This is a genomic window from Bacillus massilinigeriensis (genome assembly GCF_900111815.1).
GTDB lineage: Bacteria > Bacillota > Bacilli > Bacillales > Cytobacillaceae > Mesobacillus_C > Mesobacillus_C mediterraneensis.
Genome location: NZ_LT630004.1, coordinates 1,498,374 through 1,520,517, shown reverse-complemented (window position 1 = coordinate 1,520,517; position 22,144 = coordinate 1,498,374). Strand labels below are relative to the sequence as shown.

Sequence of the window (22,144 nt, the reverse complement as noted above, 5' to 3'; positions counted from 1 at the left end):
TGGTTTGCTAACGTTGATTCATATAACAAAGCTTTTTAGATAGCAGGTGGCGAATTAGTCCATTGGATTAAGATTGCTAGTGTTACATCATCTTCCCATTTCCCTTATTTTGGACGTTTTTCCTAGCAAGGCCTTCTTTTTGGAAATTTGTTTTCTTTATTATAATAAAAATGGTAAATTAGTAGGGAATCTAATAGCAGTAACGATTAAAACACAAATTAACCTTTTAGGGGTCCTTAAATTGAAAAAATATATGCTTTTCGTGAGTTCATTCATGTTCCTCATTATGATATTTGGTAGTTACTATTATTTTAAGCACTCTTCCAACGGAAGGATGAAGCCATACCATCCTCCATATAAACAACAAGAGAATAGGTATGCTGATGAGACGACTGATTATTCATTGACAAACAATACACTGAGCATCACTTTCAATAAAGGGAAAGAATGGATTACTGTTCCGGTTGACAAGGAAAGCCTTTTTGATGGGGAGTATAACGGTGACAAAGACGAACTCATACAGAATAGCTATTTTTTATCAAATACGCTTACGGCATTTTTATATGGTGACAGAGGGGTGTACCTTTTCATTTCAAAGGATGCAGGAAAAGAGTGGAAACGCCAGATTATTATCCCCGAGTATCCTACGGAACAATATCCTGTCTTACGTTTTCGCAAAGTCGCTTTTTTAGATAAGGATTTTGGCTATGTTATCCTCACTCGTGACAGGACGATGTCTTCTGAAATGACAAGTGTGTTCTTAACCCAAGATGGAGGGGAGACTTGGACTGAAACGAGCCCTTCCCCAAGCGAAAGGTTAATTTATGATGGTGCATTTATTGATGAAATTACGGGATTTCTCTCTTATGGGATCCTCAATCCAACAGACCCTGAACTCTTTATTACCAAGGATGGAGGAAAGTCTTGGAGTAAATCGCAAATCAATATTCCACAAGAATATCTTGGTATCTTTGTCATTGCTGAAATGCCTATAAAAGAAAAAGGTCATCTTTCCATGCTTGTTAATCAGGGACAAAACGGTGATTATAAAGGAGCGAAAGTAAAGGGGAAGTTTATCTCTAAAGATAACGGTTTAACATGGGAGTTTAAAGAGGAGGTGTACGTGGATGATAGTGCTAACAAGTAATGTACGAAAGTATCTTGGTTACGCTTTTTTTCTTATAGGGGTTTTACTTTTCATCCTGCAGATGTGCTACTTTTTCTTAAACCATTCTTTCAGGCTGGAATACGCCTATAGCGGTCTGTTTTACATCATCAACGTCCTTTTTTTCTCTTCTATTGGAGTCGGACTTTTGCTGCTATTTCCATTGAAGCGCAATGCGAAAAGAACTGGAATCATGCTGATCATATTCTTATCCCTCGCTAATATTTGGCTGGGCTACAAGGAAAGCAGTAAGGTAAAAGACATAATCAGTTTTTCCTCCGATTTAAACGTACTGCTAATCAAAAATAATAAGGAAACAGGCGAGTCTGTTTATTACCGAGTCAGCTATCTTCTTTTTGCATTGCCAAAAGAAAGACTTACTGTACCAATTGGTACAGATTATAAAGTACATTGGCTTGAAGACGATGTTGCTGCAGTAACATACAAAGATAATCATAATAAAATACAGCAATTCATCGGTACATACGGAGATCGCGGCGATGGTGCAGGATATTATAATGTTGGGCCTTCTATCTACGGTACTTGGAAGGGAGTCCAATCAGAAGTAATCAGCAAGTCCGATGGAATTACTGTCAAACGAGATGGCAAGGTCCAGATTTTTTCATGGGAACAAATAAAGCAATACGGGACTTTAGCAATCGTTTTATCCGAAGATGGCCAGGCTGAATATACTATTTCACTTAAAGAGAGCTTTAATGCGGACCAAAATCAGCCTAAAAGAGAATCGGAACAAATCACCTTGTATCAAGCCGAGATGGGGAAGGACCAAGCAGAGACACTTACATTCTATAAAGAATGAGGAAATAGGGGTGAACATGAAGATCCAAAATGTAGAATTATTGATTTCTAATTTTGAGGAGACCGTGAAGTTTTACCGTGAGATATTGTTATTTGAAGTATTGGAGGAAAAGGAGAACAAAGTTTCTTTTCAAATTGGGGAGAGTGTTCTCCAGTTTATTAAGGATGAGAAGGGAAACCACCATTATTATCATTTTGCATTTAATATTCATTCTAATATGTTTCAAAAAGCAAAAGAGTGGCTTTCTGATCGAGTAAAATTGCTCATCGAGGACGGGGAAGATGAAATCGACTTTGGTGGCAAAACTCAAGCAAATGCTTGTTATTTTGAAAATCCTTCAGGAAATATAGTGGAATTCATTGCGAGATGGAAGACCTCGCCTAACTCCAGAGAAGGCGATTTCACAATAAATAATGTACTAAATATTAGTGAAATTAGCCTTTCTACCGACCATATAAAAAAAGTTGCAGATAGAATGGCCTCGTTAGGAATACCTGTTCGGGATGGTGGAAGTTTGCATTTAAAAGACAGATTAAATTTTATGGGAGAGTATGAAGACGGCTCCTTTATTCTGCTAGCTCCTATCGGAAGACGATGGCTCTTTTCAACAAAAACCTCCGTTGCCTCTCCAGTAATTATACATACGGATAGAGGGGTAGTTACAAATCTGATAGAAGAATCTTGAAGAGGGGTAAATTATGATCAAGGGGTTAAATCATTTTCTTTTTTCTGTGTCTGACTTGGAGGCATCAATTCAATTTTATCAGGACGTTTTTGATGCCAAACTACTCGTGAAAGGACAGAATACTGCTTATTTCGATTTGGCCGGGATGTGGCTTGCGCTGAATGTAGAAAAGGATATACCACGAAATGAGTGTAATTCCTATACGCATATTGCCTTTTCTGTCGATGAAAAAGATTTTGATACGGTATACAAAAACCTAGAGAGTAAACATGTGAACATAATTAGCGGAAGGAAAAGGGATGTACGAGACAAGAAATCCGTTTATTTTACGGATTCTGAAAAATACGGATTTAAAGATTGCAATCATTAAACTTAATACGGACAAAACAATAAAAACTAATGTAGGAAAATCTCTTTAAATTAAGTATGTATGCAGATTCTCTTCACCGGACATTAATAAGAGATAGGGGAAGAATGAGAAATAAATATTCTTTTTTAGTTTACATAATATATATTCTCGGAAGTTATAGTATAAAATTCGTTTCTCGTCTCAATATTTAAGTATACTTATAATAGTGAGACGAGAAAGAAAAATCCATTTTAACTGTTTTGATTTGTTAAACAAAAACCCTCTAATGATTTCGATCATTTAATCCTGGAATTTTTTCTTTATCCATTTGCTTCCTTACTACTCTCCATGACGTTTTAAAATTCGTTTGTAATGCATAGCTATAATATTAATTACTGTCTGAACTATTATCATCCATTACTTTACATAATATCGTTATGACAAACACTCCCCTGTGAATTTCCAATTATTATGCTTGGATGATGTGCTGAGATCCTTGCGCTGCAAAATTTAATAATTGTCTCGGAGTTCCAAAATAATTGACTTCTTGAAACTCTGGCAGTGTTGATTCGAATTTGACAATAATCGGGCAATCTAAAAGCCATGGGTGATTAATAAAAAATGGCCTGTCTCCATACATCATTCCTGTTAGTGCAATTTGTAATTCCTTTTTGAATATCATATATCGTATTTTTGATACTTTTTCATCAAACTCCCCGTTGTTTACATGTACCTTACATAGAAGTAAATACTCACCATTTCTCGTTGTCCACTCACCCAACACTTCATCTCTTAAAGTGTAGTCAATTGCTGCAGTGTCGAAGCGTGCCCCAATTGACAAGAACAGTTCCCCTGTCCTGTCCGAGTGGGTCAATGTATATTTTCTTCCTTCAATAGGTGAAAAGGACGAGGCTGGCGGCAAATAGCGGACGTGCAATTTATCGGAATTAAATTTACTCATAGGCTGAAGAACTCCTTTCCTGCAAGCTCTTTTCTCATCCTAGCCTATGCTGGAACAAGTGATTTTGTGACAGGCGCCTATCCTAATTGTTATTAAAATGGTAATATCTTTTCCTAATGCTTTCCTTTTCTCTTTAAATAGGATTTTGAGAGCACCCACTCCCCGTTCTTGTACTCCCATAAAGAAACTGCTGTTGCAATAACATCTGCGCGATAAGCACCGCTTATTTGCTGTAACCCTTTAAAGCCGTATCTCCCGTTTTGTAATTTAACAGGTTTCAATAGTCCAAAAGGTTGGACAATTAACTCTGTAGGTTCATTTAATTTACCATCCTGATATATACCGAGACGTTCATACTCCTTCTTTCGAGAAGACAAATCAACAGTGAATTTTTTGCCAGTTTGATCAATTTTGATAGATGCTTTATAGTTATCCTCAAACTGACTGGAAATTTGAAGGGTTTCAGGAATAGTTATATTTTTTGCAGATCCATCTTTCAATGTGTATAAGAAGTAATTTGCAAGTCCCCCGCTTCCACCTGTTGGAATGCTGACAAAAAGATCTTTTACCCCATCATGATCCATATCTTTCAGGGATAGAGTCGGTTCATATCCACCAGGGAGCTTTACTGTAATCTTTTTTCCTTGCGAAGTAATTGTCTCAAGTAAAACAGCTTTTAAGTAGGCTGAATCCTTTTCATGAGGAATACCCTTTAATAAAATAGTATCCTTTTTTTTATCACCAGTAACATCTCCTTGCTTTTTAAATAGAAGTTTTGGCTCCTCCAATGCACTTATTGCATTTACTCCTGTCATGCAAAAAAAAGTTAAAAGCAGAAAAGGGAGAAATACAAAAAGTAAGCTTTTTTTCATGTACAATCCTCCTAGCGGTGTTTTGTAATTAGTCTGTCCAAAGCAGGAAGAAAAATGCAAAAAAGAACAAGGAGTAAATCCCTGCTCTTTCGTAGTTTCGCATTAATATTATTCATTATAAATTATTGTGCTTTTTCTTGTTCCGAATTATGTTTTGGTTTAGGCTCCCAGGCTTCTATGCCTGTTAGCCCAGGGATAGAATCAGAATAGAATACGGGATCTTTCCCTTCCCTTCTTTGGTCACGATAATCCTTCAGAGCGGCAAGGGCAATCTTGGCAAGCATGACGATTGCTGCAAGGTTAATTAGAGCCATAATCCCCATGAATAGATCAGCCATGTTCCAAACAATCTTTAAGTCAACTAGAGCACCAAAAAGAACCATTCCAATTACTGCAAGACGGTAGACGAACAAGATCGGCTTACTGTTTTTAATAAATTCAATATTAGTTTCACCGTAATAGTAATTACCGATTATAGAAGAAAATGCAAAAAGGAAAATAGCTAGGCCAATAAAAGACGGCGCCCATGAACCTACATGCTCGGTCAAGGCTGCTTGTGTAAGCTGGATACCATCCAAATTTTTCGTTGTATTTGTCCCAGAAAGGATGATGATAAAAGCTGTAGCAGAACAAATAAGAATCGTATCGACGAATACGCCAAGTGTTTGGATAAGTCCTTGTTTTGCAGGGTGTGACACTGCTGCAGTAGCCGCGGCATTAGGCGCACTTCCCATGCCGGCTTCATTGGAGAATAATCCGCGTTTGATCCCCATCATAATAGCAGCACCGAAGACCCCACCTGAAGCGGAACGGAAGTCAAATGCATCTTGAACAATCATCTTAATCATGCTTGGCACTTCTCCAATATTCATCATAACAATGATCAGTGCAAGGATTAAATATAAGACAGCCATGATTGGAACCATGATTTGTGAGACATGTGCAATTCTTTTCACACCACCAAAAATAACAATGGCAGTCAGTACAGAGAGCGTGATTCCAATCCAAAGTTTGTCGATTTTGAATGCTGAATTAAATGCAAGTGAAATAGTATTCGATTGCACAGAGTTGAAGACAAGCCCGAAGCAAAACGTGATAATTACTGCAAACAAGATGCCCATCCACCGTTTGTTCAATCCACGTTCCATGTAATAGGCAGGCCCTCCGCGGAATTCATCCTTGTCCTTCACTTTATAAATTTGTGCTAAAGTACTTTCAATAAAGCTGGAAGCTGCTCCAATAAAAGCAATTAACCACATCCAAAAAACAGCACCTGGCCCCCCTGTGGCAATGGCCGTAGCAACACCTGCGAGATTTCCAGTGCCTACCCTTGAGGCCGCACTGATGCAGAAAGCTTGAAATGAGGATAGTCCCCGCTTCCCTTCAGCAGAAACAGTTTCTCTGTCACCAAGAATACGGAACATCTCGAAAAAATAACGAAATTGGACAAACCTAGTCCGAAGAGAAAAATAGAAGCCTAATACGATGAGTACTGCGATAAGGACATATGTCCAAAGGTAATTGTTTAAATCGTTGATAATGCCATTAGTTAAGTCTAAAAAAGTATTCATTCAATTTCTCCTTTGTTGCCGTAATATATCAGTATAACTTTAAATATAACAAATTATCTCTCTTTTCTCAACACAATAATTTTTTGTCCTTCTTTGCCTTAGGGATATTTACTATGGACCCTCATAATATAATACACGTTAGCAAGCAAGGAAAAACCTCCTGCCAAAAGTTACAGGAGGTTTCAAAAGTGTTTCCCAAAAACAATTTACTTTTCATTTCCTTGTTTCTCTGTATTTGATTCCTTCCACATGCATGTCAGCTGTCCGCTTTCATTCTCATCAAACAGGAAGGAACCATTAGTGTACCGATCACTGAATCGGAAATCCGCTGCAACAGTTTGGTGAATTTGTCCCTTGGAAGTACGGAAAAAAATCATATCAGTTGCATCTGCTATTACAAAGCCTGTAACGCGATGCGGTTGAGTCTTCAATTCTCGAAGCATGACAACGCCCCGTTTAGCCCTAGTAGATTTCTCGAATTCCGCTAACTTCATTTTCTTTGCTGCACCTCGTTGGGTAGCAATCACGACGGCAGACTTGGAGGCTTGCTCCAAGACCTTTCCACCAATGACATAATCATTTTCTTTTAGATTTATTCCTTTTACTCCTGCCGCTCTAATCCCGACAGGAGCGATTTCCTCTTCACTGAACCATAGGGCATAACCGAGATGGGTAGCGAGAAATACTTCTTTCATACCCTCTGTAAGATGAACATCAAGTACACAATCATCCTTTTTAAGGTTTATTGCGGTTAATGCTCTGGAATATCGCTGAGCTTTGTACATTTTTAGTTCCGTCTTCTTAACCATGCCCTTTTTGGTTACAAACAGAAGGTAGGCACTTGTTTCAAAGTCTTTTACCGGTATTGCCTTAACGATATCTTCTTCCCTATCGATGGAAACGATATTTCCGATATGCTGTCCTAAGTCTTTCCACCGTATATCCGGGAGTTCATGGACAGGTAAATAGAGATAATTCCCTTTGCTTGTAAATACAAGGAGGACATCTTTTGTATTCAATTCAAGCTTCTCAAGGAGCCTGTCCGTCTCCTTCATTGCAAGATCTTGTCCATTCGATGCAGCATACGACCTCAGGCTTGTCCGCTTAATATAACCATCCTTGGTTATGGTCACTACAACATCCTCACTTGCAACCATTACTTCAAGATTTATTTTAATTTCTTCAATTTCGTCTTCAATCATTGTTCTTCTGTCATCTGCAAATTTCTTTTTTACATCTTTCAATTCTTTTTTAATAACTGAATAGAGTTTTTTCTCACTTGCAAGGATAGCTGTCAAATCTTCAATCTTTTTTTCCAGTTCCTTTGACTCAGCCCTTAATGCTGTTACATCAGTATTGGTTAAACGATAAAGCTGAAGGGAAACAATGGCTTCAGATTGAGCTTCTGTAAACGAAAATTCCTTCACAAGGTTAGCCTTGGCATCTTTTTTATCTTTCGATGCCCGTATTGTAGCAATTACTTCATCAAGAATGGAAAGTGCCTTGATTAGGCCTTTTACAATATGTTGGCGTTCACGCGCTTTTTGCAAATCATGCTCTGACCGCTTTGTCACTACTTCTTTTTGATGGTCCACATATGCATCTAGCAATTCCTTGAGTCCCATCAGTTTTGGCCGTTTTTTATATATAGCAACCATGTTGAAGTTATATGTAACTTGTAAATCTGTGTTCTTGTATAGGAAGTGGAGAACACCTTCCGCATCTGCATCTTTTTTCATTTCAATAACTATGCGGAGTCCTGTGCGATCTGTCTCATCCCGAACTTCCATGATGCCCTCTACTTTTCGATCGAGGCGAAGTTCGTCGATTCTTTTGACAAGATTGGCTTTGTTCACTTCATAAGGAATTTCTGTCACGACAATTTGCTGTCTGCCTCCGCGAATCGTTTCAATTTCAGACTTGCAGCGAATAACGATTTTTCCTTTGCCTGTCTCGTAAGCCTTTTTAATACCTTCAATCCCCTGTATGATTCCCCCGGTAGGAAAATCTGGACCCTTTATCGCTGTTATAAGATCATCAACCGTACAATTTGGGTTGTCAATCCTCATGATCACTCCATCGATCACTTCTCCAAGCGTATGCGGCGGGATGTCCGTTGCATAGCCTGCAGAGATTCCTGTTGAACCATTGACAAGAAGGTTAGGGAACATCGATGGAAGGACCGTCGGCTCTTTCGAAGTATCATCAAAGTTAGGGATAAACTCCACGGTATTTTTGTCGATATCCCTTAAAAGTTCTGAAGAAATTGCGGAAAGCCTGGCTTCCGTATAACGCATAGCCGCAGGTGGATCTCCGTCGATGCTGCCGTTATTACCATGCATTTCGACAAGAAGATTGCGAACCTTCCAGTCTTGACTCATTCTGACCATTGCATCATATACAGAGGAATCGCCATGCGGATGATAATTACCAATAACATTTCCGACTGTCTTTGCTGATTTTCGGAAATTCCTCTCATGGGTGTTTCCTTCTGCGTACATTGCGTATAATATTCGCCGCTGTACAGGCTTCAAGCCATCTCTAGCATCAGGCAGCGCTCGCTCTTGAATGATATATTTACTATAGCGTCCAAATCTGTCGCCGAGGACATCTTCAAGCGGAAGGTCTCTGAATGTCTCTGCTGAACTCATCCTTCGGAAACCTCCTCAGTAACCATGATATTTTCATTCTCTAAAATATTGCCATCTTCTTCTAAACCGAAAGCAACGTTGGATTCAATCCATTTTCTTCTCGGCTCTACTTTATCACCCATCAATGTAGTGACCCGCCGTTCTGCTCTTGCAGCATCATCGATTCTTACACGTATTAGCGTCCTCGTTTCAGGGTTCATGGTAGTTTCCCAAAGCTGGTCTGCGTTCATTTCACCAAGTCCCTTGTACCGCTGAATCATGTAGCCTTTACCGATTTTATTGATTGCACCTTGAAGTTCATCGTCGCTCCATGCATATTCTATTACTTCTTTTTTACCTGATCCTTTACTTACTTTATATAAAGGCGGCAACGCAATAAATACTTTGCCTTCCTCAATTAGCGGCTTCATATAGCGGTAAAAGAATGTCAATAACAACACTTGGATGTGCGCGCCATCTGTGTCCGCATCCGTCATAATCACTACTTTATCATAGTTAATATCATCGACTGAAAAATCAGTGCCTACACCTGCTCCAATTGCGTGGATAATAGTATTGATTTCTTCATTTTTGAAGATATCCTGAAGCTTTGCTTTTTCCGTATTAATAACTTTTCCCCTGAGAGGAAGGACGGCCTGAAATTTTCGGTCACGACCTTGTTTAGCAGAACCTCCGGCTGAGTCACCTTCAACAAGGTATAACTCATTTCTTGCTGGGTTCTTTGATTGTGCTGGAGTAAGTTTGCCGGAAAGCATTGTATCGGAGCGTTTTTTCTTCTTTCCGCTCCTCGCGTCCTCCCTTGCCTTTCGGGCAGCCTCTCGTGCTTGGTATGCTTTTATTGATTTTTTCACCAAAAGAGAACTAAATTCTGAATTTTCCTCAAGGAAGTATGAAAGGTGCTCGGACACTACAGAGTCAACAGCTGACCTAGCCTCACTTGTACCAAGCTTTCCTTTTGTTTGCCCTTCAAACTGAAGAATTTGTTCTGGAATTCTAACGGAAACAATGGCGGAGAGCCCTTCGCGTATATCTGCTCCATCCAGGTTTTTATCTTTTTCCTTTAACAATCCTGCTTTTCTCGCATATTCGTTAAAGGCCCTGGTCATCGCCGTTTTGGCCCCCACTTCATGAGTGCCTCCATCCTTCGTACGTACATTGTTAACAAAGGAGAGCATGTTTTCGGAATAACCATCGTTGAATTGAAATGCAAACTCCACTTTGATGTCACCGCTCTCTCCTTCCATGCTGACTACTGGATGAAGTGTATCCTTTTCCTCGTTTAAATACTCTACAAATGCCTGTATGCCTGTTTCATAATGGAAAGTTTCCCTCACATCATTACGTTCATCAATGATGTCAATTTTTAGTCCTTTTAAAAGGAATGCTGACTCCCTTAGGCGCTCACATAAGGTATCGTAATTATAAGTGAGCGTCGAAAAGATTTCTGAATCAGGTTTAAAATGAATGGTTGTTCCAGTTTGGTTTGTGTTTCCGACTTTCATCAACGTTGTAACAGGAATTCCGCCTTTTTCAAACCGCTGTTCATAAATCGATCCATCTCGTTTAATCGTTACTACAAGCCATTCACTAAGAGCGTTTACTACTGACGCACCGACACCATGTAGACCGCCGCTCGTCTTGTAGCCCCCTTGACCGAATTTTCCTCCGGCATGAAGAACTGTTAGGATGACTTCCGGCGTCGGCTTGCCAAGTTTATGCATTCCGGTTGGCATTCCCCGTCCTTTATCTTGAACGGAAATAGAATTATCATTGTGTATTTTAACAGTGATGACACTGCCAAATCCAGCCAGTGCTTCATCAACTGAATTATCGACAATTTCATAAACGAGATGATGAAGCCCGCGGCTATCCGTGCTGCCAATATACATGCCTGGTCTTTTCCTGACTGCTTCCAGGCCTTCGAGTACCTGGATGGCATCATCGTTATATTCATAGGATTGTTTTACTGCCACATACATACCCCTTTCAACTCAATACAGCGCATCGAATTATTTTTTTATTTGTCGATGCTTCTCATAAGTATTCATCCTCCATGCCTCTATTCCCTTCCTGTAAGGGAAAAAGGACGATAGGAACGGATGTTCTTGTGTGTTTATTTTATCATACTATGCTTTATTGTAGCGATTAATCTCAATTTGGCAAATTGAATCTGGCGATAGGCCACGAATTTGTACTAATTTTGTGGTTTTTATACACAAACATGACTCATTTCTTCCTTGATTTATTGTTCCATATCTTCCCGCCTTTAAAAATTTTGATTACTTCCACCCTAAGAAAGGAGGTGAATGATTTTGAAGGCAATAGGTTTACTATTTCTAGCATGTGCGCTTGGATTTTTTACTGTTCTCCCTACAACAACCACACACAATAATGAAAATAGAAGCGATAAGATGTATACAGAATCAAGACCCATGCTCATGGCGAAAGTTAATAACATTGAGATGGGAGAAAAAATTAAAAGCAGGTTGGAGAACAGCGCGGATGTCCTTTTTATCCAACATAACAAGAAAGATAAAAGTCATTTTTATGATCATGAAGCCGCTGTAAATTTCACAAATGATCTAACAGAAGACGAAATTCAAAAATTATGTAAAGAAATTGGAGGAACAGCAGTTAAGAGCTTTCACTCCACCTATCTTTTTGCTTCTCCTGCATACAGTACGGAACAATTATTAGCTTTTTTTAATCAAAAAAAGAATGTAGTTTTCGCAGAGCCGCATTATATTTTGATGCAGAATGCTGCCCCGCTGCCCAATGATGTTTTATATAAAGAAAAATATCAATGGAATCTCCCTGCAATTGGAGCGGAAAAAGGCTGGATTGTATCACGTGGAAGCGAGGAAGTCACGATTGCCGTAGTCGACACAGGCGTGGATCTTGAACACCCAGATTTAAAAAACCGCTTGGTTAAAGGATACAATTTACTTTATCCAGATCAGCCTCCAGTTGATGACAACGGACATGGAACACATGTCGCAGGAATAATTGCTTCAGAAACGAATAACCGAGAAGGTGTAGCAGGATTGACTTGGTACAACAAAATTATGCCTGTAAAGACTATGGGAAAAGACGGATACGGCTCTACCTTCGATATTGCTAAAGGAATCATTTGGGCAGTTGATCATGGCGCGGATGTCATTAATCTTAGCCTTGGAAATTATCAGCCGTCTAAAGTGCTTAAAAAGGCTGTCCGCTATGCTTATTCTAAAGGTGCAGTAATGGTCGCGGCGGCAGGGAATGACAATTCCGCCCAACCTTCCTTCCCAGCGGCCTACCCGGAAGTGATGGGCGTTTCGGCTGTTCATCATACCGGCGGGCGGGCAGATTTTTCAAACTACGGAGCTTATATCGATATTGCTGCTCCAGGTGTATCAATTCCTAGCACCTATTTCCGCAGCAGATATGCTTCACTTTCAGGTACTTCTATGGCGGCACCGCATGTAACGGCACTTGCAGGTCTTATTTTATCTGCGAATCCAAGACTGTCTAATCAGGAGGTTGCACATATCATTAAAAACTCTGCCATCGATTTGGGGAGACGAGGGAAAGACAATGATTTTGGGTTTGGAATGATTGATGTTCAGCAGTCGTTATTGAGCGTATCTGAAAAAAAATCGAAAAAGGATGGATTTCGCGAAAGGCTGCGCCTATCCCGTTAAACCATCCTTTCTCACACCTATCGTTTGAATATAAGCCGTCATTTTTTAAATAGTGTTTAACACGGAGTGGCGGCTTTTTCAACGAGAGGAATGCTGTAGTTTCCTCGTTCATTTCGTCATAGCATGTTCCACTTTAATACACCTATCCATAATGACAGTGTAGCCTTTTTCCTTTAAGAAGCCATATGCTTCTTCATTTTCAACGCCTAGCTGAGCCCAGAAAATATCAGCATCTATTTCGGCAAATTCTCTAGCAATTTCAGGGAGAAATTGTGATCGACGGAAAACATTAACGATATCGACATGCCCTTTGATTTCCTTGAGAGAGCCAACGGATGGAACTCCTAAAATCTCCTTAGCATTGGGGTTTACCGGAATTATTTCATACCCTGCTTTTTGCATTGCTTCCGATACCATATACGACGTTCTTTCGGGATTATCACTTAATCCTACTACTGCAATTCTCTTTGCGTTTTTCAACAGCTTTCCTATTTCCCCGCGTGAAGGATTATGGATGGTCATACTACAACACCCTTTCTTTTGTAGTCTCCTATAATTGTAACGGTATTGCTGTATATTGTAACACTGATTTGGCAATATACGCTAAAATTATGCAACATTGTAAATGTATCATAGAGCAATGACATTAATCAGTATTGTGAAACAATACCAAGGCGAAATACGGTATCCTACCGGGAATTTTTTATAGTCTCTTACCAAATTTTTTAGTCCACTGATCCGCAAAAATTGCAATAAGGGTCCCTAAGATTAATCCGTTATTTAAAATGGAAGTGAGGATTGGGGATACTTCTGTAAAGGCAGAAGTGCTTACGAACATTGCCCCAGTCCCACTCAAAAGAGAAACGCCAATGACTAGTCTTGTCCGGTGCTTTTCTTCTTCTCTATCGAATTCAGAGAAAGCAATTCTAACCATATTCGAAAAAATAACGAAGGTAACGGAATAGCCTACAGGTGCTGGCAGAGAGGCACAAAAGGACATTAAGGCAGGATTCAAGCTTGCTGCCATGATGAATAAAGAGCTTAAAACGATAGGAAGGGTCTTAGAGAAACCAGTAGTAGCAATGAATCCAGCAGCTCCGGAAATAGGAACTGAACCGATTGCAGAGAACATCCCTCCAAGAAGTTGGTTGATTCCAGCGATGAATCCCCCCGCCCTATAACGATTACTATCGACTGTCTCCCCTTGCTTTTTGAGCACTTCTTCTGTTACTCGTATGCTTGCAAGCATGTTCGTTACGAGAAGCAAGGTAATGAAGGCGGAAGTCAAAATTAAACCCGGATGGAATATTGGGTCACCGAATGAAAGTAATTCTGGAAATCGAATAAGGGCATTGGAGTGAGTGGCTTTCTCTATTCCGAAACCAAAAAGGGAAAAAGCTATCCAACCAGCTGCCAAACTAATAAGAATTGAATACTGACTGATCAACCTTGTCTTGTGTCTGGAAAGATAAAAGGTTAAAAGTACAAGCATGACACTGAAAAGTGCAATAGGTACATCTAGGCCATCTTTTCTGTATCCGATCCCAAACATGCCGTTTAAAAACGATTTGCTTAATTGAAGAATAAGCAGGATTATATAAATGCCGCTAACTACTGGTGTAAACAACATGGCAAGTTTTTCAATCAGCTTGAAGAGGCTAAGGATGAAGAAGACTCCCCCGCTTATGATCATGGCCCCCTGAAGCGCCTGCAGCGTCTCGGTTGTTGACTGAAACATGGTTGCCCCAAGACTAGCATAAATGGCAAAGACACCCCACCATAACCCTGCCGGTCCTTCATTAATTGGCAGTCGATGACCAAAAATTGCCTGGAAGAAAGTGGAGGCTCCAAGTACAAAAATGGTGCGTTGGACAAAGTCTTCTGTATCTGCAGGGCTCAAGTGAAACAAATCTGCTACTGCAATTGGAGCAACAATGGTGCCTGCAATCATAAAAGCCATCCACTGGATGGCTGCCAAAACAGTTTTCATATAGTAAAACTCCTATGTTTTATCGTATTTAGATCTTTAAAAAAATAAATGACCATACGTTATCCCAATTATAACTACTCCCCATGGCGGTGCTTTCCAGTAAGCGAGCAAAAGGTAAAGAATTGCCGCAAAAGATATATCTCCTTTATTCGTCATAGTAGTCATCACAATTGGGTCAATAAGTGCAGCAAGTAAGATGCCTACAACCGCTGCGTTTACTCCTGTAAGTGCCTTAGCGGCGAGACTATATTGTCGGATACTATTCCAGAATGGGAGCATCCCTGCGATGAGCAAAAAAGCTGGTAAAAAAATAGCGAGTGTAGAGGTCATCATACCTCTCCAGCCTGCTGCAGCCATGCCGATGTACGAGGCAAAGGTGAAAAGTGGTCCTGGGACTGCTTGTGCTGCACCATAACCCGCTAGAAAAGTTTCTCGGTCCAATAATCCAGGGACAGTTTCTTGTTCAAGAAGAGGCAAAACAACATGACCGCCACCAAACACAAGCGCTCCGCTTCTGTAAAAACTGTCAAACATGCTGATGTAGAAGAATCCTGTTTTTTCAGCAATGACTGGAAGAAAGAACAGTAAAACAGCAAAAAGGATAAGACTGATTAACCCGATTTTTCTGCTGACAGGCAGTTTCATTGATGAACCATGCTCTCTTGACGGTTGATTAATAAAAGTCAGACCGAAAACGGCTGCCAAAAGAATTATCACAATTTGAGAAATTTGTGAAGTCCAAAGCAAAGATATAACAGTTGCTGCTACAGTCATGCTCGCTGTGGCTTTGGATGAAGAGAAACTTTTACCCATTCCAATAACAGCATGAAGGACAACTGCTGCAGCGACAAGTTTCAAGCCGTGAAGCCAGCCGGCATTTTCAAGATTAATTACCCCAATAAAAACAGCAAAGAACGCGAGAAGTATGGCAGATGGAAGTGTAAAGCCTAAAAAAGATACCATACCACCCGTGAACCCGGCGCGGATGATTCCAATGCCCATCCCTACCTGGCTGCTTGCTGGTCCCGGAAGAAACTGACACAGTGCTACAAGGTCGGCGTATTCTTTCTCGTCTAGCCATTTCTTTTTCTCTACATATTCGTCACGAAAATAGCCGATATGCGCCGCTGGACCACCAAAGGAAGTCAGTCCCAGCCTTAAGGAAACAGCAAAGAGTTCCAACAGCATTTTACAATGTGAATCGCTTTTCATCTTTTACCTCCTCTTTTCATGCTTATCATAACAAAAAGTTACGGAAAGTGGATAATATATCCTTCGCTTTTCAGATGATTTCCCACTTAGGAGCGGTTTGGAAGAGAAATTAGCCTATGGTAAAATAGCAGGTATCTATTTCTTCGCTACAGAAAAATGAAAAAGCAAAGCACCTTTCGATGCTTTGCTTTTGTCCACCCTTTTACTGTTATTTGCCGACTAGTTTAACGAGCAGATGCGCTAGCTTATGTTGTTCTTCCTGCGTACCAACTTTCCAAAGTTCTTGGAGAAGTTTCTCTTCACTATTTCTTGGCTCTTCATGCTTTGCTAAGTAGTTTGCTGTTTTCTCTGCAGCCTTGGCAAGCTGTTCTTCGTCAAGACCCATTTTTTCACCGATGGATACCTTGTCACTAAGGTAGGATTTGAAATGTCCAAAGCTGGAAAGAATTTCGTCCTTTTGGCCTTCACCAAGATTGCTTAGTTTCTTTTCCACTCTTTCATTTACATTGGTAGAATTGTTTTCCATCATTATTATCGCTCCTTTATATATGCTGTTTTGGCCTGCTGTTAATTGATTCCCTGTAACGTACGTTTCAAACACAATAGCGGAATGGGGATTTCAAATTTACTGAAAGATGGCCTTTTAATGGCGAATTTTCAAATGTTGTTTTCGTTTTAACGTGGTACAATGACGATAGAATTGAAAAAGGAGAAATATCATGGGAGTTTATGCACTTATTATTTTACTATCTTATTTGATCGGCTCCATTCCTTCCGGTCTTATATGGGGAAAGCTGTTTCATGGAGTTGATATCCGCGAGCATGGGAGCGGAAATCTAGGCGGGACGAACACTTTCCGAACGCTAGGAGCAAAAGCTGGGATTGCCGTAACACTGGCCGATATCCTAAAAGGTACATTGGCAGCATGCTTGCCGATAATTCTTCATTACCCAGATATGCCCATACTGCTAGCAGGAGTATTTGCTGTACTAGGGCATATGTATCCTGTCTTTGCTGGTTTTCGAGGTGGCAAGGCTGTCGCTACCTCAGGTGGGATCTTGTTGGCGTTCTCTCCGCTTATGTTTTTATTCATGCTATCTTTCTTTCTTATCAGCCTGAAAGTAACCAAAATTGTTTCCCTCTCATCTATGCTCACAGCAGTGGCTACCCTTGTTTATGCAATTGTAGATGGAGACCTGATATTGATAATTGTCGTGGGCGCCCTTTCGACCTTTGTGTTTTACCGTCATAGAGCAAACATCGGAAGGATCATTAACGGGGCTGAGCCGAAGGTGACATGGCTGGAACGAAAAAAGAAAAACTAATCCTAAAGAGCCGGAATTCTTTCCGGCTCTTTTTCTGTTAAGTTGTCTGTTTTTGTCATAAGGGCAGAATAAGCTTCATAGATTGTTTCATGGCCTTGCTCGGCTAATACAATCATAAAGGAGAAACCATGAACAAGAATAAATTTTCCCCAGTTGATGATAACGATTTTACCAGGAAGAGCAGCTTTTTACTCCATCAGTCTGTATCTCAAATTGCCCACGAAATCCGCAATCCCCTTACAGCAATTAGAGGCTTCGTACAGCTGCTGAAACCAGATTTAATCGCGCTAGGTAAGGAAAAACATGCTGAATTGCTCCTTCAGGAAATAGATCGGACAAACGAATTGATTGATGAATACTTGGGAATTCGTCGACAAGAAAGAAGTGGCTATGAAAAGCAGTCTTTACATCTATTAATCGCAGATATTTCATTCTTGTTTGAAAGTGAAGCGATACTCCGTAATATACAATTTTCCGCAGATTTCTCTGACGAAGAAATTTTTATCCTTTGCGAAAAAGGACAAATTCGCCAGGTGCTCTTTAACCTAGTCAGAAATGCATTTGAAGCCGTTGAAGCTAAAGGCTCTTCTTGTGGCAAAGTTAGAATGAAAGTTGCGAAGAAAGGCGGCTTTGCCCGCATTACTGTAATAGATAATGGAATCGGTTTAAGCAAAGAGGAATCAGTCTCGATGGTGACAAATTCCCACTATACGACAAAGGAACGCGGGAGCGGAATCGGACTATCTGTTTCAAAAAATATTGTAGACAGCCATGGCGGGAAGCTAGAAATATCAAGTAAGTTGGGTTATGGTACGATTGTTACGGTCCAGATTCCACTGTTGTTTTAATACGATAAAAGGTTTAAGTAGAAAACTTTCTTCGACCGTCGTCTCTTTCATTTTGCACGAGGTAAAATCCCCTTAATGATGAAAAATCCAAAATCGAATGGTGAAAATAAATTTCATCTTCTTTGTTGATCAGCAATTGAATTCCGTGTGACAGCATAACATTATCAGTTTTTAATGGCTGCTCTTCCAGAGACAGATTAAGCTTGGGCCCTCCTCAACCCTTTCCGACTGATACTCGCAAATAAAGCTGTTCATCACCTTGTTTTTCTCTGTCTATTGCTTCTGAAGCAGCAGATGCAGCACTTTCTGAAAGAAAAAACACGGTCGTTCCCTCCTTTATTTTTATGACATTATTAGACATTTTCCGGAACTTTATTTTAAAGATACTTCTTTTGTCAGCTTTTGTACTATACTAACCATATACCTTTTGTTATTCAACATGGAAGCATTAAAGACAGGAGACTTTATATGAAAGACCGAAAAATAAGATATATTATTCTCTTTTCCCTTTTGTTGCTATGCACTGTCCTTCTTTATTTCCAAGCGCCGCTAGCCAATGAAAAAAAGAAAGGAGAAGAAGTAAAGCAAATTCAAAACAACCCGGGAAGAAAAGCAGATATTCCCACAAAAGAATGGCAGCAAACCGTGACGATTGGTGCTGTTGGTGACATCCTTCTCCACGATAGAGTTTATAATGATGCCAAATCAAACGAGAGTTATGACTTCAAGCCAATGCTTTCCGAGGTAAAGGATGAGCTATTAAAGCCGGACATCTTACTCGCAAACCAGGAAACAGTTCTTGGCGGCAAAGATATAGGATTGTCGAGTTATCCGACTTTTAATAGTCCGCAGGAAGCAGGCGACGCTTTAATTGATTCTGGTGTAGATATCGTATCCACTGCGAATAATCACTCCCTCGATAAAGGGGAAAAAGGAATACAGAATGCGATTGCTTATTATCAAAAAGTGAAACTACCGTATGTTGGAGCATTCAAGAATCAAAAGGACAAAATGACATTAAGAATTCTTGAAAAGAAAGGTGTAAAAATAGCCTATTTATCTTATACGTATGGAACGAATGGCATCCCAGTTCCAAATGGAAAAGAATACTTAGTAAATTTGATAGACAAGAATACTATGCACGAAGAAATTGGCCGTGCCCGCCAAGCTGCAGATGCAGTTGTTATGAGCATCCATTGGGGAAACGAATATCAGAGATTTCCTAGTGAAGAACAAAAAGAGCTTGCCTCATTTATAGCAAATGAAGGTGTCGATGTTATATTTGGGCACCACCCCCATGTTCTGCAACCTATGGATTGGATCGAACGAAAAGACGGAAACCGGACGCTTGTTGTATACTCCCTTGGAAACTTCCTTTCTGGCCAAGTTTGGGATTATAAGGACATCGGCGGGCTAGCAATAGTAAACTTAACGAAAACTGTACATTCAAATGAAACGTCTATAAAAATTTCACAACCAACTTTCTTTCCAACATTTGTTTCAAGCTTCCATCAAACTAACTATCGAGTTGTCCCTTTAAAGGATGCGGGTCACTTTGGTTTAACAAATGCTTCAGAAAAATATCAAGAAATCATGGAGCATATGAAAATGTCCATGGAACCAGGAGAGAACTGAATCAAATAGAGATAGGGGGAGGTGACTAACCTCCGTCCCTCTCACACCACCGTACGTACGGTTCCGTATACGGCGGTTCCAGTTATGTCTGACGCTGTATGTCATATCTTGCAGAAATACTTTTTAACCCTAGGGAAAGCCAGTAGGCTTTCCCTAGGGTTTTATGAAGAATTGGGCTCTTGGATATTCTCCAATAGGCTTTCCTCGTATTTCCCCATTCGTAAGCTTTTCCTCTTGGTACACCCAGTTCGATGAGTTTCCTGACTTTGGTTCGAGGAAGTTTCCATTCCTTCCACCTAATCATTCGCATTCTTCGATTTAGCCAGCCTTCCAGGCTAACAATTACTGACCGGGTATCAGCCAGGTGGTAATAGTTGACCCACCCCACTAGATATTCATTTAGGATATGAATCCTTGTCTCCATAGAGATTGAACTTCGCCTGCTAGTCAATTTCCTAGCTTTATCCTTAAACCGTTTTATTGCTTGAGGTGATATTCTCACCTTCGGTTTTAGGTTGCTTGTGAAACTGAAGCCGAGAAATTTTCTCTTCCACGGTCGGTCTACGGCACTTTTCTCCTTGTTCACCTTCAGCTTAAGCTTCCCCTCTATAAAATGAGTCATTGCTCTCATTACTCTTTCTCCAGCCCTTTTGGATTTCACATAGATGTTGCAATCATCCGCATACCTGACAAACCTGTGTCCTCTGCGCTCTAATTCCTTATCCAATTCATCCAGGACTATATTGGACAGGAGGGGGCTTAATGGTCCTCCTTGCGGAGTGCCTTCCTGGTTCGGACTGAGAAGTCCGCCTTCCATAACACCCGCGGTTAGGAATCGTCGAATCAAACGGAGTAAGGATTTATCCTCTATTCTCCCGGCTAATTTACTCATTAACCTGTCGTGGTTAACCTTATCGAAGAACTTTTCGAGGTCAATGTCTACCACCCATCTATATCCTTCTTCCATGTAGCTTTGCGCTAGTTTGACTGCCTGGTGCGCCCGCCTGTTCGGCCGGAACCCAAAACTACTTTCAGAAAAGCCTGGGTCGTACATTCTGGTAAGCACCTGGGTTATTGCCTGTTGAATGAAACGGTCCGTCACGGTCGGGATTCCTAATTTCCTTTTCCCTTTGCCGTCTGGTTTCGGGATTTCGACTCGACGGACGGGGGAAGGGACATAGGTTCCCTCGGCAAGGGATTTGCGCAGTTCGCTCCAGTTATCCACGATATGTGCGCGCAGAGCGGTGACGGGCATTCCGTCCACTCCATGCTTTCCCTTGTTCTTTTCTACTCTTTTAATCGCATGAAGTAGATTTTCCCGTGACAGGATTCGTTCCATTAACATTGATATAACCTCCTGCGTAAATAGGGTTTCTGTTTGTGTTCTTCCATTCTCCACCCTGTCCTATTGACCCCCATGGATTCACCATTTCTTTCAATAGACAGGTTTCTCTGTTTTCTGTTTCACTGAATGGCAAGATTCGCCTAGCCCCTATTTTCCATAACTGGTTCAGCCCTTCCTTATCCTCTTAAGCGGACAAGTACTATGGCTTCTGCTGACGCCTGCCGTTCAACCTACCCTCACGGATAGGCTTACCGCATGAGTACGGCATTCCGACAGGTTCTCCCCGGGTAAGAGTACAGACTTTCCTTCCACGTCTCCGCCTCATTTACTCTGTGGCACCTTCGGCAGTAAGGGCTTTGTTTTGTTTTGCAGACTCACCCAATGCCACCTAGCCTTATATGAGGTTCGTGTTCCTCGGAGCGGAAGTTTGCCGCCGACTTCCTTCAGATATAAGGGTCGCCCCTTATACCCTTGTCTTGAGCTACAGCTACTACTGCCTTCACTGTTCAGGACTTTCACCTTAGAGCCTGTACCCATGCCGGGCACACAAAAATGCCGAGAGCAATTTAGTTGCTCTCGGTTTTTTAATTCCAAATGTCAACAGTCCCCAACAGGCGCTTTTGCCCTATTGTAAGCATCATGCCAGTCTGGATAGGCTTTTCTCATAGAAATAGGTTGAAAATTTTCTTTTTTTACACATACATGGGAAGACGAAGCAGTCAAAGATACCTCACCGGATTCGTTGACGATTTCATATCCGTACACAACTTTAATACCGTTATATTCGGATACCCAAGTTTTTACAATTGCTTTTTCGCCATATCGAACAGGCTTTTTATAGCTGACTTGGATATCAATCACCGGTGAGAGAACACCTTCCTTTTCCATCTCAGCATAATTGAAGCCGAGCTTTTCAATTAAACTAGTACGACCAAGCTCCATCCATACTAAATAATTAGCATGGTATACGACTCCCATTTGATCTGTCTCTGCATATCTTACTTCTATTTCCTTTGTGGAAATTATCATATCGAT

Annotated in this window: 19 protein-coding genes; 8 read left to right on the top strand and 11 right to left on the bottom strand. The window is 40.6% G+C overall.

What is annotated here, in order from left to right; all coding sequences use genetic code 11:
* The first annotated feature begins 241 nt into the window (after nt 1-241).
* The 4 genes from BQ5796_RS07935 to BQ5796_RS07920 are packed head-to-tail and all read left to right on the top strand — an operon-like array spanning nt 242 to nt 3,040.
* Nucleotides 242-1,147: a WD40/YVTN/BNR-like repeat-containing protein gene (locus BQ5796_RS07935; RefSeq protein ID WP_071461202.1), complete on the top strand. Its 906-nt coding sequence runs from the start codon at nt 242-244 to the stop codon at nt 1,145-1,147.
* Complete coding sequence (locus tag BQ5796_RS07930; protein ID WP_071459745.1) at nt 1,128-1,985, top strand: hypothetical protein; 858 nt, start codon at nt 1,128-1,130, stop codon at nt 1,983-1,985. Before BQ5796_RS07935 ends, BQ5796_RS07930 begins: the two co-directional genes overlap by 20 nt.
* 16 nt (nt 1,986-2,001) lie before the next feature.
* On the top strand, nt 2,002-2,670 hold the full coding sequence (locus BQ5796_RS07925; RefSeq protein WP_071459744.1) for a VOC family protein: 669 nt from the start codon (nt 2,002-2,004) through the stop codon (nt 2,668-2,670).
* A 10-nt stretch (nt 2,671-2,680) separates the two neighbouring features.
* Nucleotides 2,681-3,040 (top strand): VOC family protein, encoded by a 360-nt coding sequence (locus tag BQ5796_RS07920; protein WP_071459743.1) that lies wholly within the window; start codon nt 2,681-2,683, stop codon nt 3,038-3,040.
* Between the two features lie 448 nt (nt 3,041-3,488).
* Here the strand turns inward: BQ5796_RS07920 and BQ5796_RS07915 are convergent, their stop codons facing one another.
* The 5 genes from BQ5796_RS07915 to parE all read right to left on the bottom strand — a co-directional run bounded on the left by BQ5796_RS07915 (nt 3,489) and on the right by parE (nt 11,047).
* Complete coding sequence (locus tag BQ5796_RS07915; RefSeq protein WP_071459742.1) at nt 3,489-3,980, bottom strand: staygreen family protein; 492 nt, start codon at nt 3,978-3,980, stop codon at nt 3,489-3,491.
* A 113-nt stretch (nt 3,981-4,093) separates the two neighbouring features.
* Entirely contained in the window at nt 4,094-4,852 is a 759-nt protein-coding gene (locus BQ5796_RS07910) for a hypothetical protein (RefSeq protein ID WP_071459741.1), read from the bottom strand.
* 122 nt (nt 4,853-4,974) lie between these two features.
* A complete protein-coding gene (locus tag BQ5796_RS07905; protein WP_071459740.1) occupies nt 4,975-6,423 on the bottom strand; it encodes an alanine/glycine:cation symporter family protein in 1,449 nt (482 codons plus the stop codon).
* 206 nt (nt 6,424-6,629) lie between these two features.
* A complete protein-coding gene (gene parC, locus BQ5796_RS07900) occupies nt 6,630-9,074 on the bottom strand; it encodes a DNA topoisomerase IV subunit A (protein ID WP_071459739.1) in 2,445 nt (814 codons plus the stop codon).
* On the bottom strand, nt 9,071-11,047 hold the full coding sequence (parE, locus tag BQ5796_RS07895; RefSeq protein ID WP_200792869.1) for a DNA topoisomerase IV subunit B: 1,977 nt from the start codon (nt 11,045-11,047) through the stop codon (nt 9,071-9,073). The genes parC and parE overlap by 4 nt, the downstream gene beginning before the upstream one ends.
* A gap of 333 nt (nt 11,048-11,380) precedes the next feature.
* On the opposite strand from parE, the gene BQ5796_RS07890 reads away from it, so the two are divergent.
* Nucleotides 11,381-12,754 (top strand): S8 family peptidase, encoded by a 1,374-nt coding sequence (locus BQ5796_RS07890; RefSeq protein ID WP_071459737.1) that lies wholly within the window; start codon nt 11,381-11,383, stop codon nt 12,752-12,754.
* Between the two features lie 108 nt (nt 12,755-12,862).
* Here the strand turns inward: BQ5796_RS07890 and BQ5796_RS07885 are convergent, their stop codons facing one another.
* From BQ5796_RS07885 to BQ5796_RS07870, 4 genes are all read right to left on the bottom strand, one after another.
* Nucleotides 12,863-13,276 (bottom strand): CoA-binding protein, encoded by a 414-nt coding sequence (locus BQ5796_RS07885; protein WP_071459736.1) that lies wholly within the window; start codon nt 13,274-13,276, stop codon nt 12,863-12,865.
* Nucleotides 13,277-13,457: 181 nt separating this feature from the next.
* Nucleotides 13,458-14,744, bottom strand: a complete 1,287-nt coding sequence (locus BQ5796_RS07880; RefSeq protein ID WP_071459735.1) for a purine/pyrimidine permease — start codon at nt 14,742-14,744, stop codon at nt 13,458-13,460.
* Nucleotides 14,745-14,780: 36 nt separating this feature from the next.
* A complete protein-coding gene (gene chrA, locus BQ5796_RS07875; protein WP_071459734.1) occupies nt 14,781-15,956 on the bottom strand; it encodes a chromate efflux transporter in 1,176 nt (391 codons plus the stop codon).
* Nucleotides 15,957-16,164: 208 nt separating this feature from the next.
* Complete coding sequence (locus tag BQ5796_RS07870; RefSeq protein WP_071461201.1) at nt 16,165-16,482, bottom strand: DUF3243 domain-containing protein; 318 nt, start codon at nt 16,480-16,482, stop codon at nt 16,165-16,167.
* 193 nt (nt 16,483-16,675) lie between these two features.
* On the opposite strand from BQ5796_RS07870, the gene plsY reads away from it, so the two are divergent.
* From plsY to BQ5796_RS07855, 3 genes are all read left to right on the top strand, one after another.
* Nucleotides 16,676-17,281 carry a glycerol-3-phosphate 1-O-acyltransferase PlsY gene (gene plsY / locus BQ5796_RS07865; RefSeq protein ID WP_071459733.1) on the top strand — a complete coding sequence of 202 codons (606 nt, stop codon included), beginning with the start codon at nt 16,676-16,678 and terminating at the stop codon, nt 17,279-17,281.
* Nucleotides 17,282-17,409: 128 nt separating this feature from the next.
* On the top strand, nt 17,410-18,129 hold the full coding sequence (locus BQ5796_RS07860; RefSeq protein ID WP_071459732.1) for a two-component system sensor histidine kinase NtrB: 720 nt from the start codon (nt 17,410-17,412) through the stop codon (nt 18,127-18,129).
* Between the two features lie 468 nt (nt 18,130-18,597).
* The gene (locus BQ5796_RS07855; RefSeq protein ID WP_071459731.1) at nt 18,598-19,764 is read left to right on the top strand and encodes a CapA family protein; all 1,167 of its coding nucleotides are present in this window, start codon (nt 18,598-18,600) and stop codon (nt 19,762-19,764) included.
* 82 nt (nt 19,765-19,846) lie between these two features.
* Here BQ5796_RS07855 and ltrA read toward each other — a convergent pair whose 3' ends face one another.
* Nucleotides 19,847-21,109 carry a group II intron reverse transcriptase/maturase gene (gene ltrA, locus BQ5796_RS07850; protein ID WP_071459107.1) on the bottom strand — a complete coding sequence of 421 codons (1,263 nt, stop codon included), beginning with the start codon at nt 21,107-21,109 and terminating at the stop codon, nt 19,847-19,849.
* A 597-nt stretch (nt 21,110-21,706) separates the two neighbouring features.
* Nucleotides 21,707-22,138 (bottom strand): acyl-CoA thioesterase, encoded by a 432-nt coding sequence (locus tag BQ5796_RS07845; RefSeq protein WP_071459730.1) that lies wholly within the window; start codon nt 22,136-22,138, stop codon nt 21,707-21,709.
* Between the last annotated feature and the right edge of the window lie 6 nt (nt 22,139-22,144).

What these genes read in the sequence shown, in the direction of transcription:
- BQ5796_RS07860 (WP_071459732.1), top strand. Translation starts at nt 17,410, where the DNA reads ATGAACAAGAATAAATTTTCCCCAGTTGATGATAACGATTTTACCAGG.
- BQ5796_RS07910 (WP_071459741.1), bottom strand. Translation starts at nt 4,852, where the DNA reads ATGAAAAAAAGCTTACTTTTTGTATTTCTCCCTTTTCTGCTTTTAACT.
- BQ5796_RS07855 (WP_071459731.1), top strand. Translation starts at nt 18,598, where the DNA reads ATGAAAGACCGAAAAATAAGATATATTATTCTCTTTTCCCTTTTGTTG.
- BQ5796_RS07915 (WP_071459742.1), bottom strand. Translation starts at nt 3,980, where the DNA reads ATGAGTAAATTTAATTCCGATAAATTGCACGTCCGCTATTTGCCGCCA.
- BQ5796_RS07870 (WP_071461201.1), bottom strand. Translation starts at nt 16,482, where the DNA reads ATGGAAAACAATTCTACCAATGTAAATGAAAGAGTGGAAAAGAAACTA.
- BQ5796_RS07930 (WP_071459745.1), top strand. Translation starts at nt 1,128, where the DNA reads ATGATAGTGCTAACAAGTAATGTACGAAAGTATCTTGGTTACGCTTTT.
- plsY (WP_071459733.1), top strand. Translation starts at nt 16,676, where the DNA reads ATGGGAGTTTATGCACTTATTATTTTACTATCTTATTTGATCGGCTCC.
- chrA (WP_071459734.1), bottom strand. Translation starts at nt 15,956, where the DNA reads ATGAAAAGCGATTCACATTGTAAAATGCTGTTGGAACTCTTTGCTGTT.
- parC (WP_071459739.1), bottom strand. Translation starts at nt 9,074, where the DNA reads ATGAGTTCAGCAGAGACATTCAGAGACCTTCCGCTTGAAGATGTCCTC.
- BQ5796_RS07925 (WP_071459744.1), top strand. Translation starts at nt 2,002, where the DNA reads ATGAAGATCCAAAATGTAGAATTATTGATTTCTAATTTTGAGGAGACC.
- BQ5796_RS07880 (WP_071459735.1), bottom strand. Translation starts at nt 14,744, where the DNA reads ATGAAAACTGTTTTGGCAGCCATCCAGTGGATGGCTTTTATGATTGCA.
- BQ5796_RS07845 (WP_071459730.1), bottom strand. Translation starts at nt 22,138, where the DNA reads ATGATAATTTCCACAAAGGAAATAGAAGTAAGATATGCAGAGACAGAT.
- BQ5796_RS07890 (WP_071459737.1), top strand. Translation starts at nt 11,381, where the DNA reads ATGATTTTGAAGGCAATAGGTTTACTATTTCTAGCATGTGCGCTTGGA.
- BQ5796_RS07885 (WP_071459736.1), bottom strand. Translation starts at nt 13,276, where the DNA reads ATGACCATCCATAATCCTTCACGCGGGGAAATAGGAAAGCTGTTGAAA.
- BQ5796_RS07905 (WP_071459740.1), bottom strand. Translation starts at nt 6,423, where the DNA reads ATGAATACTTTTTTAGACTTAACTAATGGCATTATCAACGATTTAAAC.
- ltrA (WP_071459107.1), bottom strand. Translation starts at nt 21,109, where the DNA reads ATGTTAATGGAACGAATCCTGTCACGGGAAAATCTACTTCATGCGATT.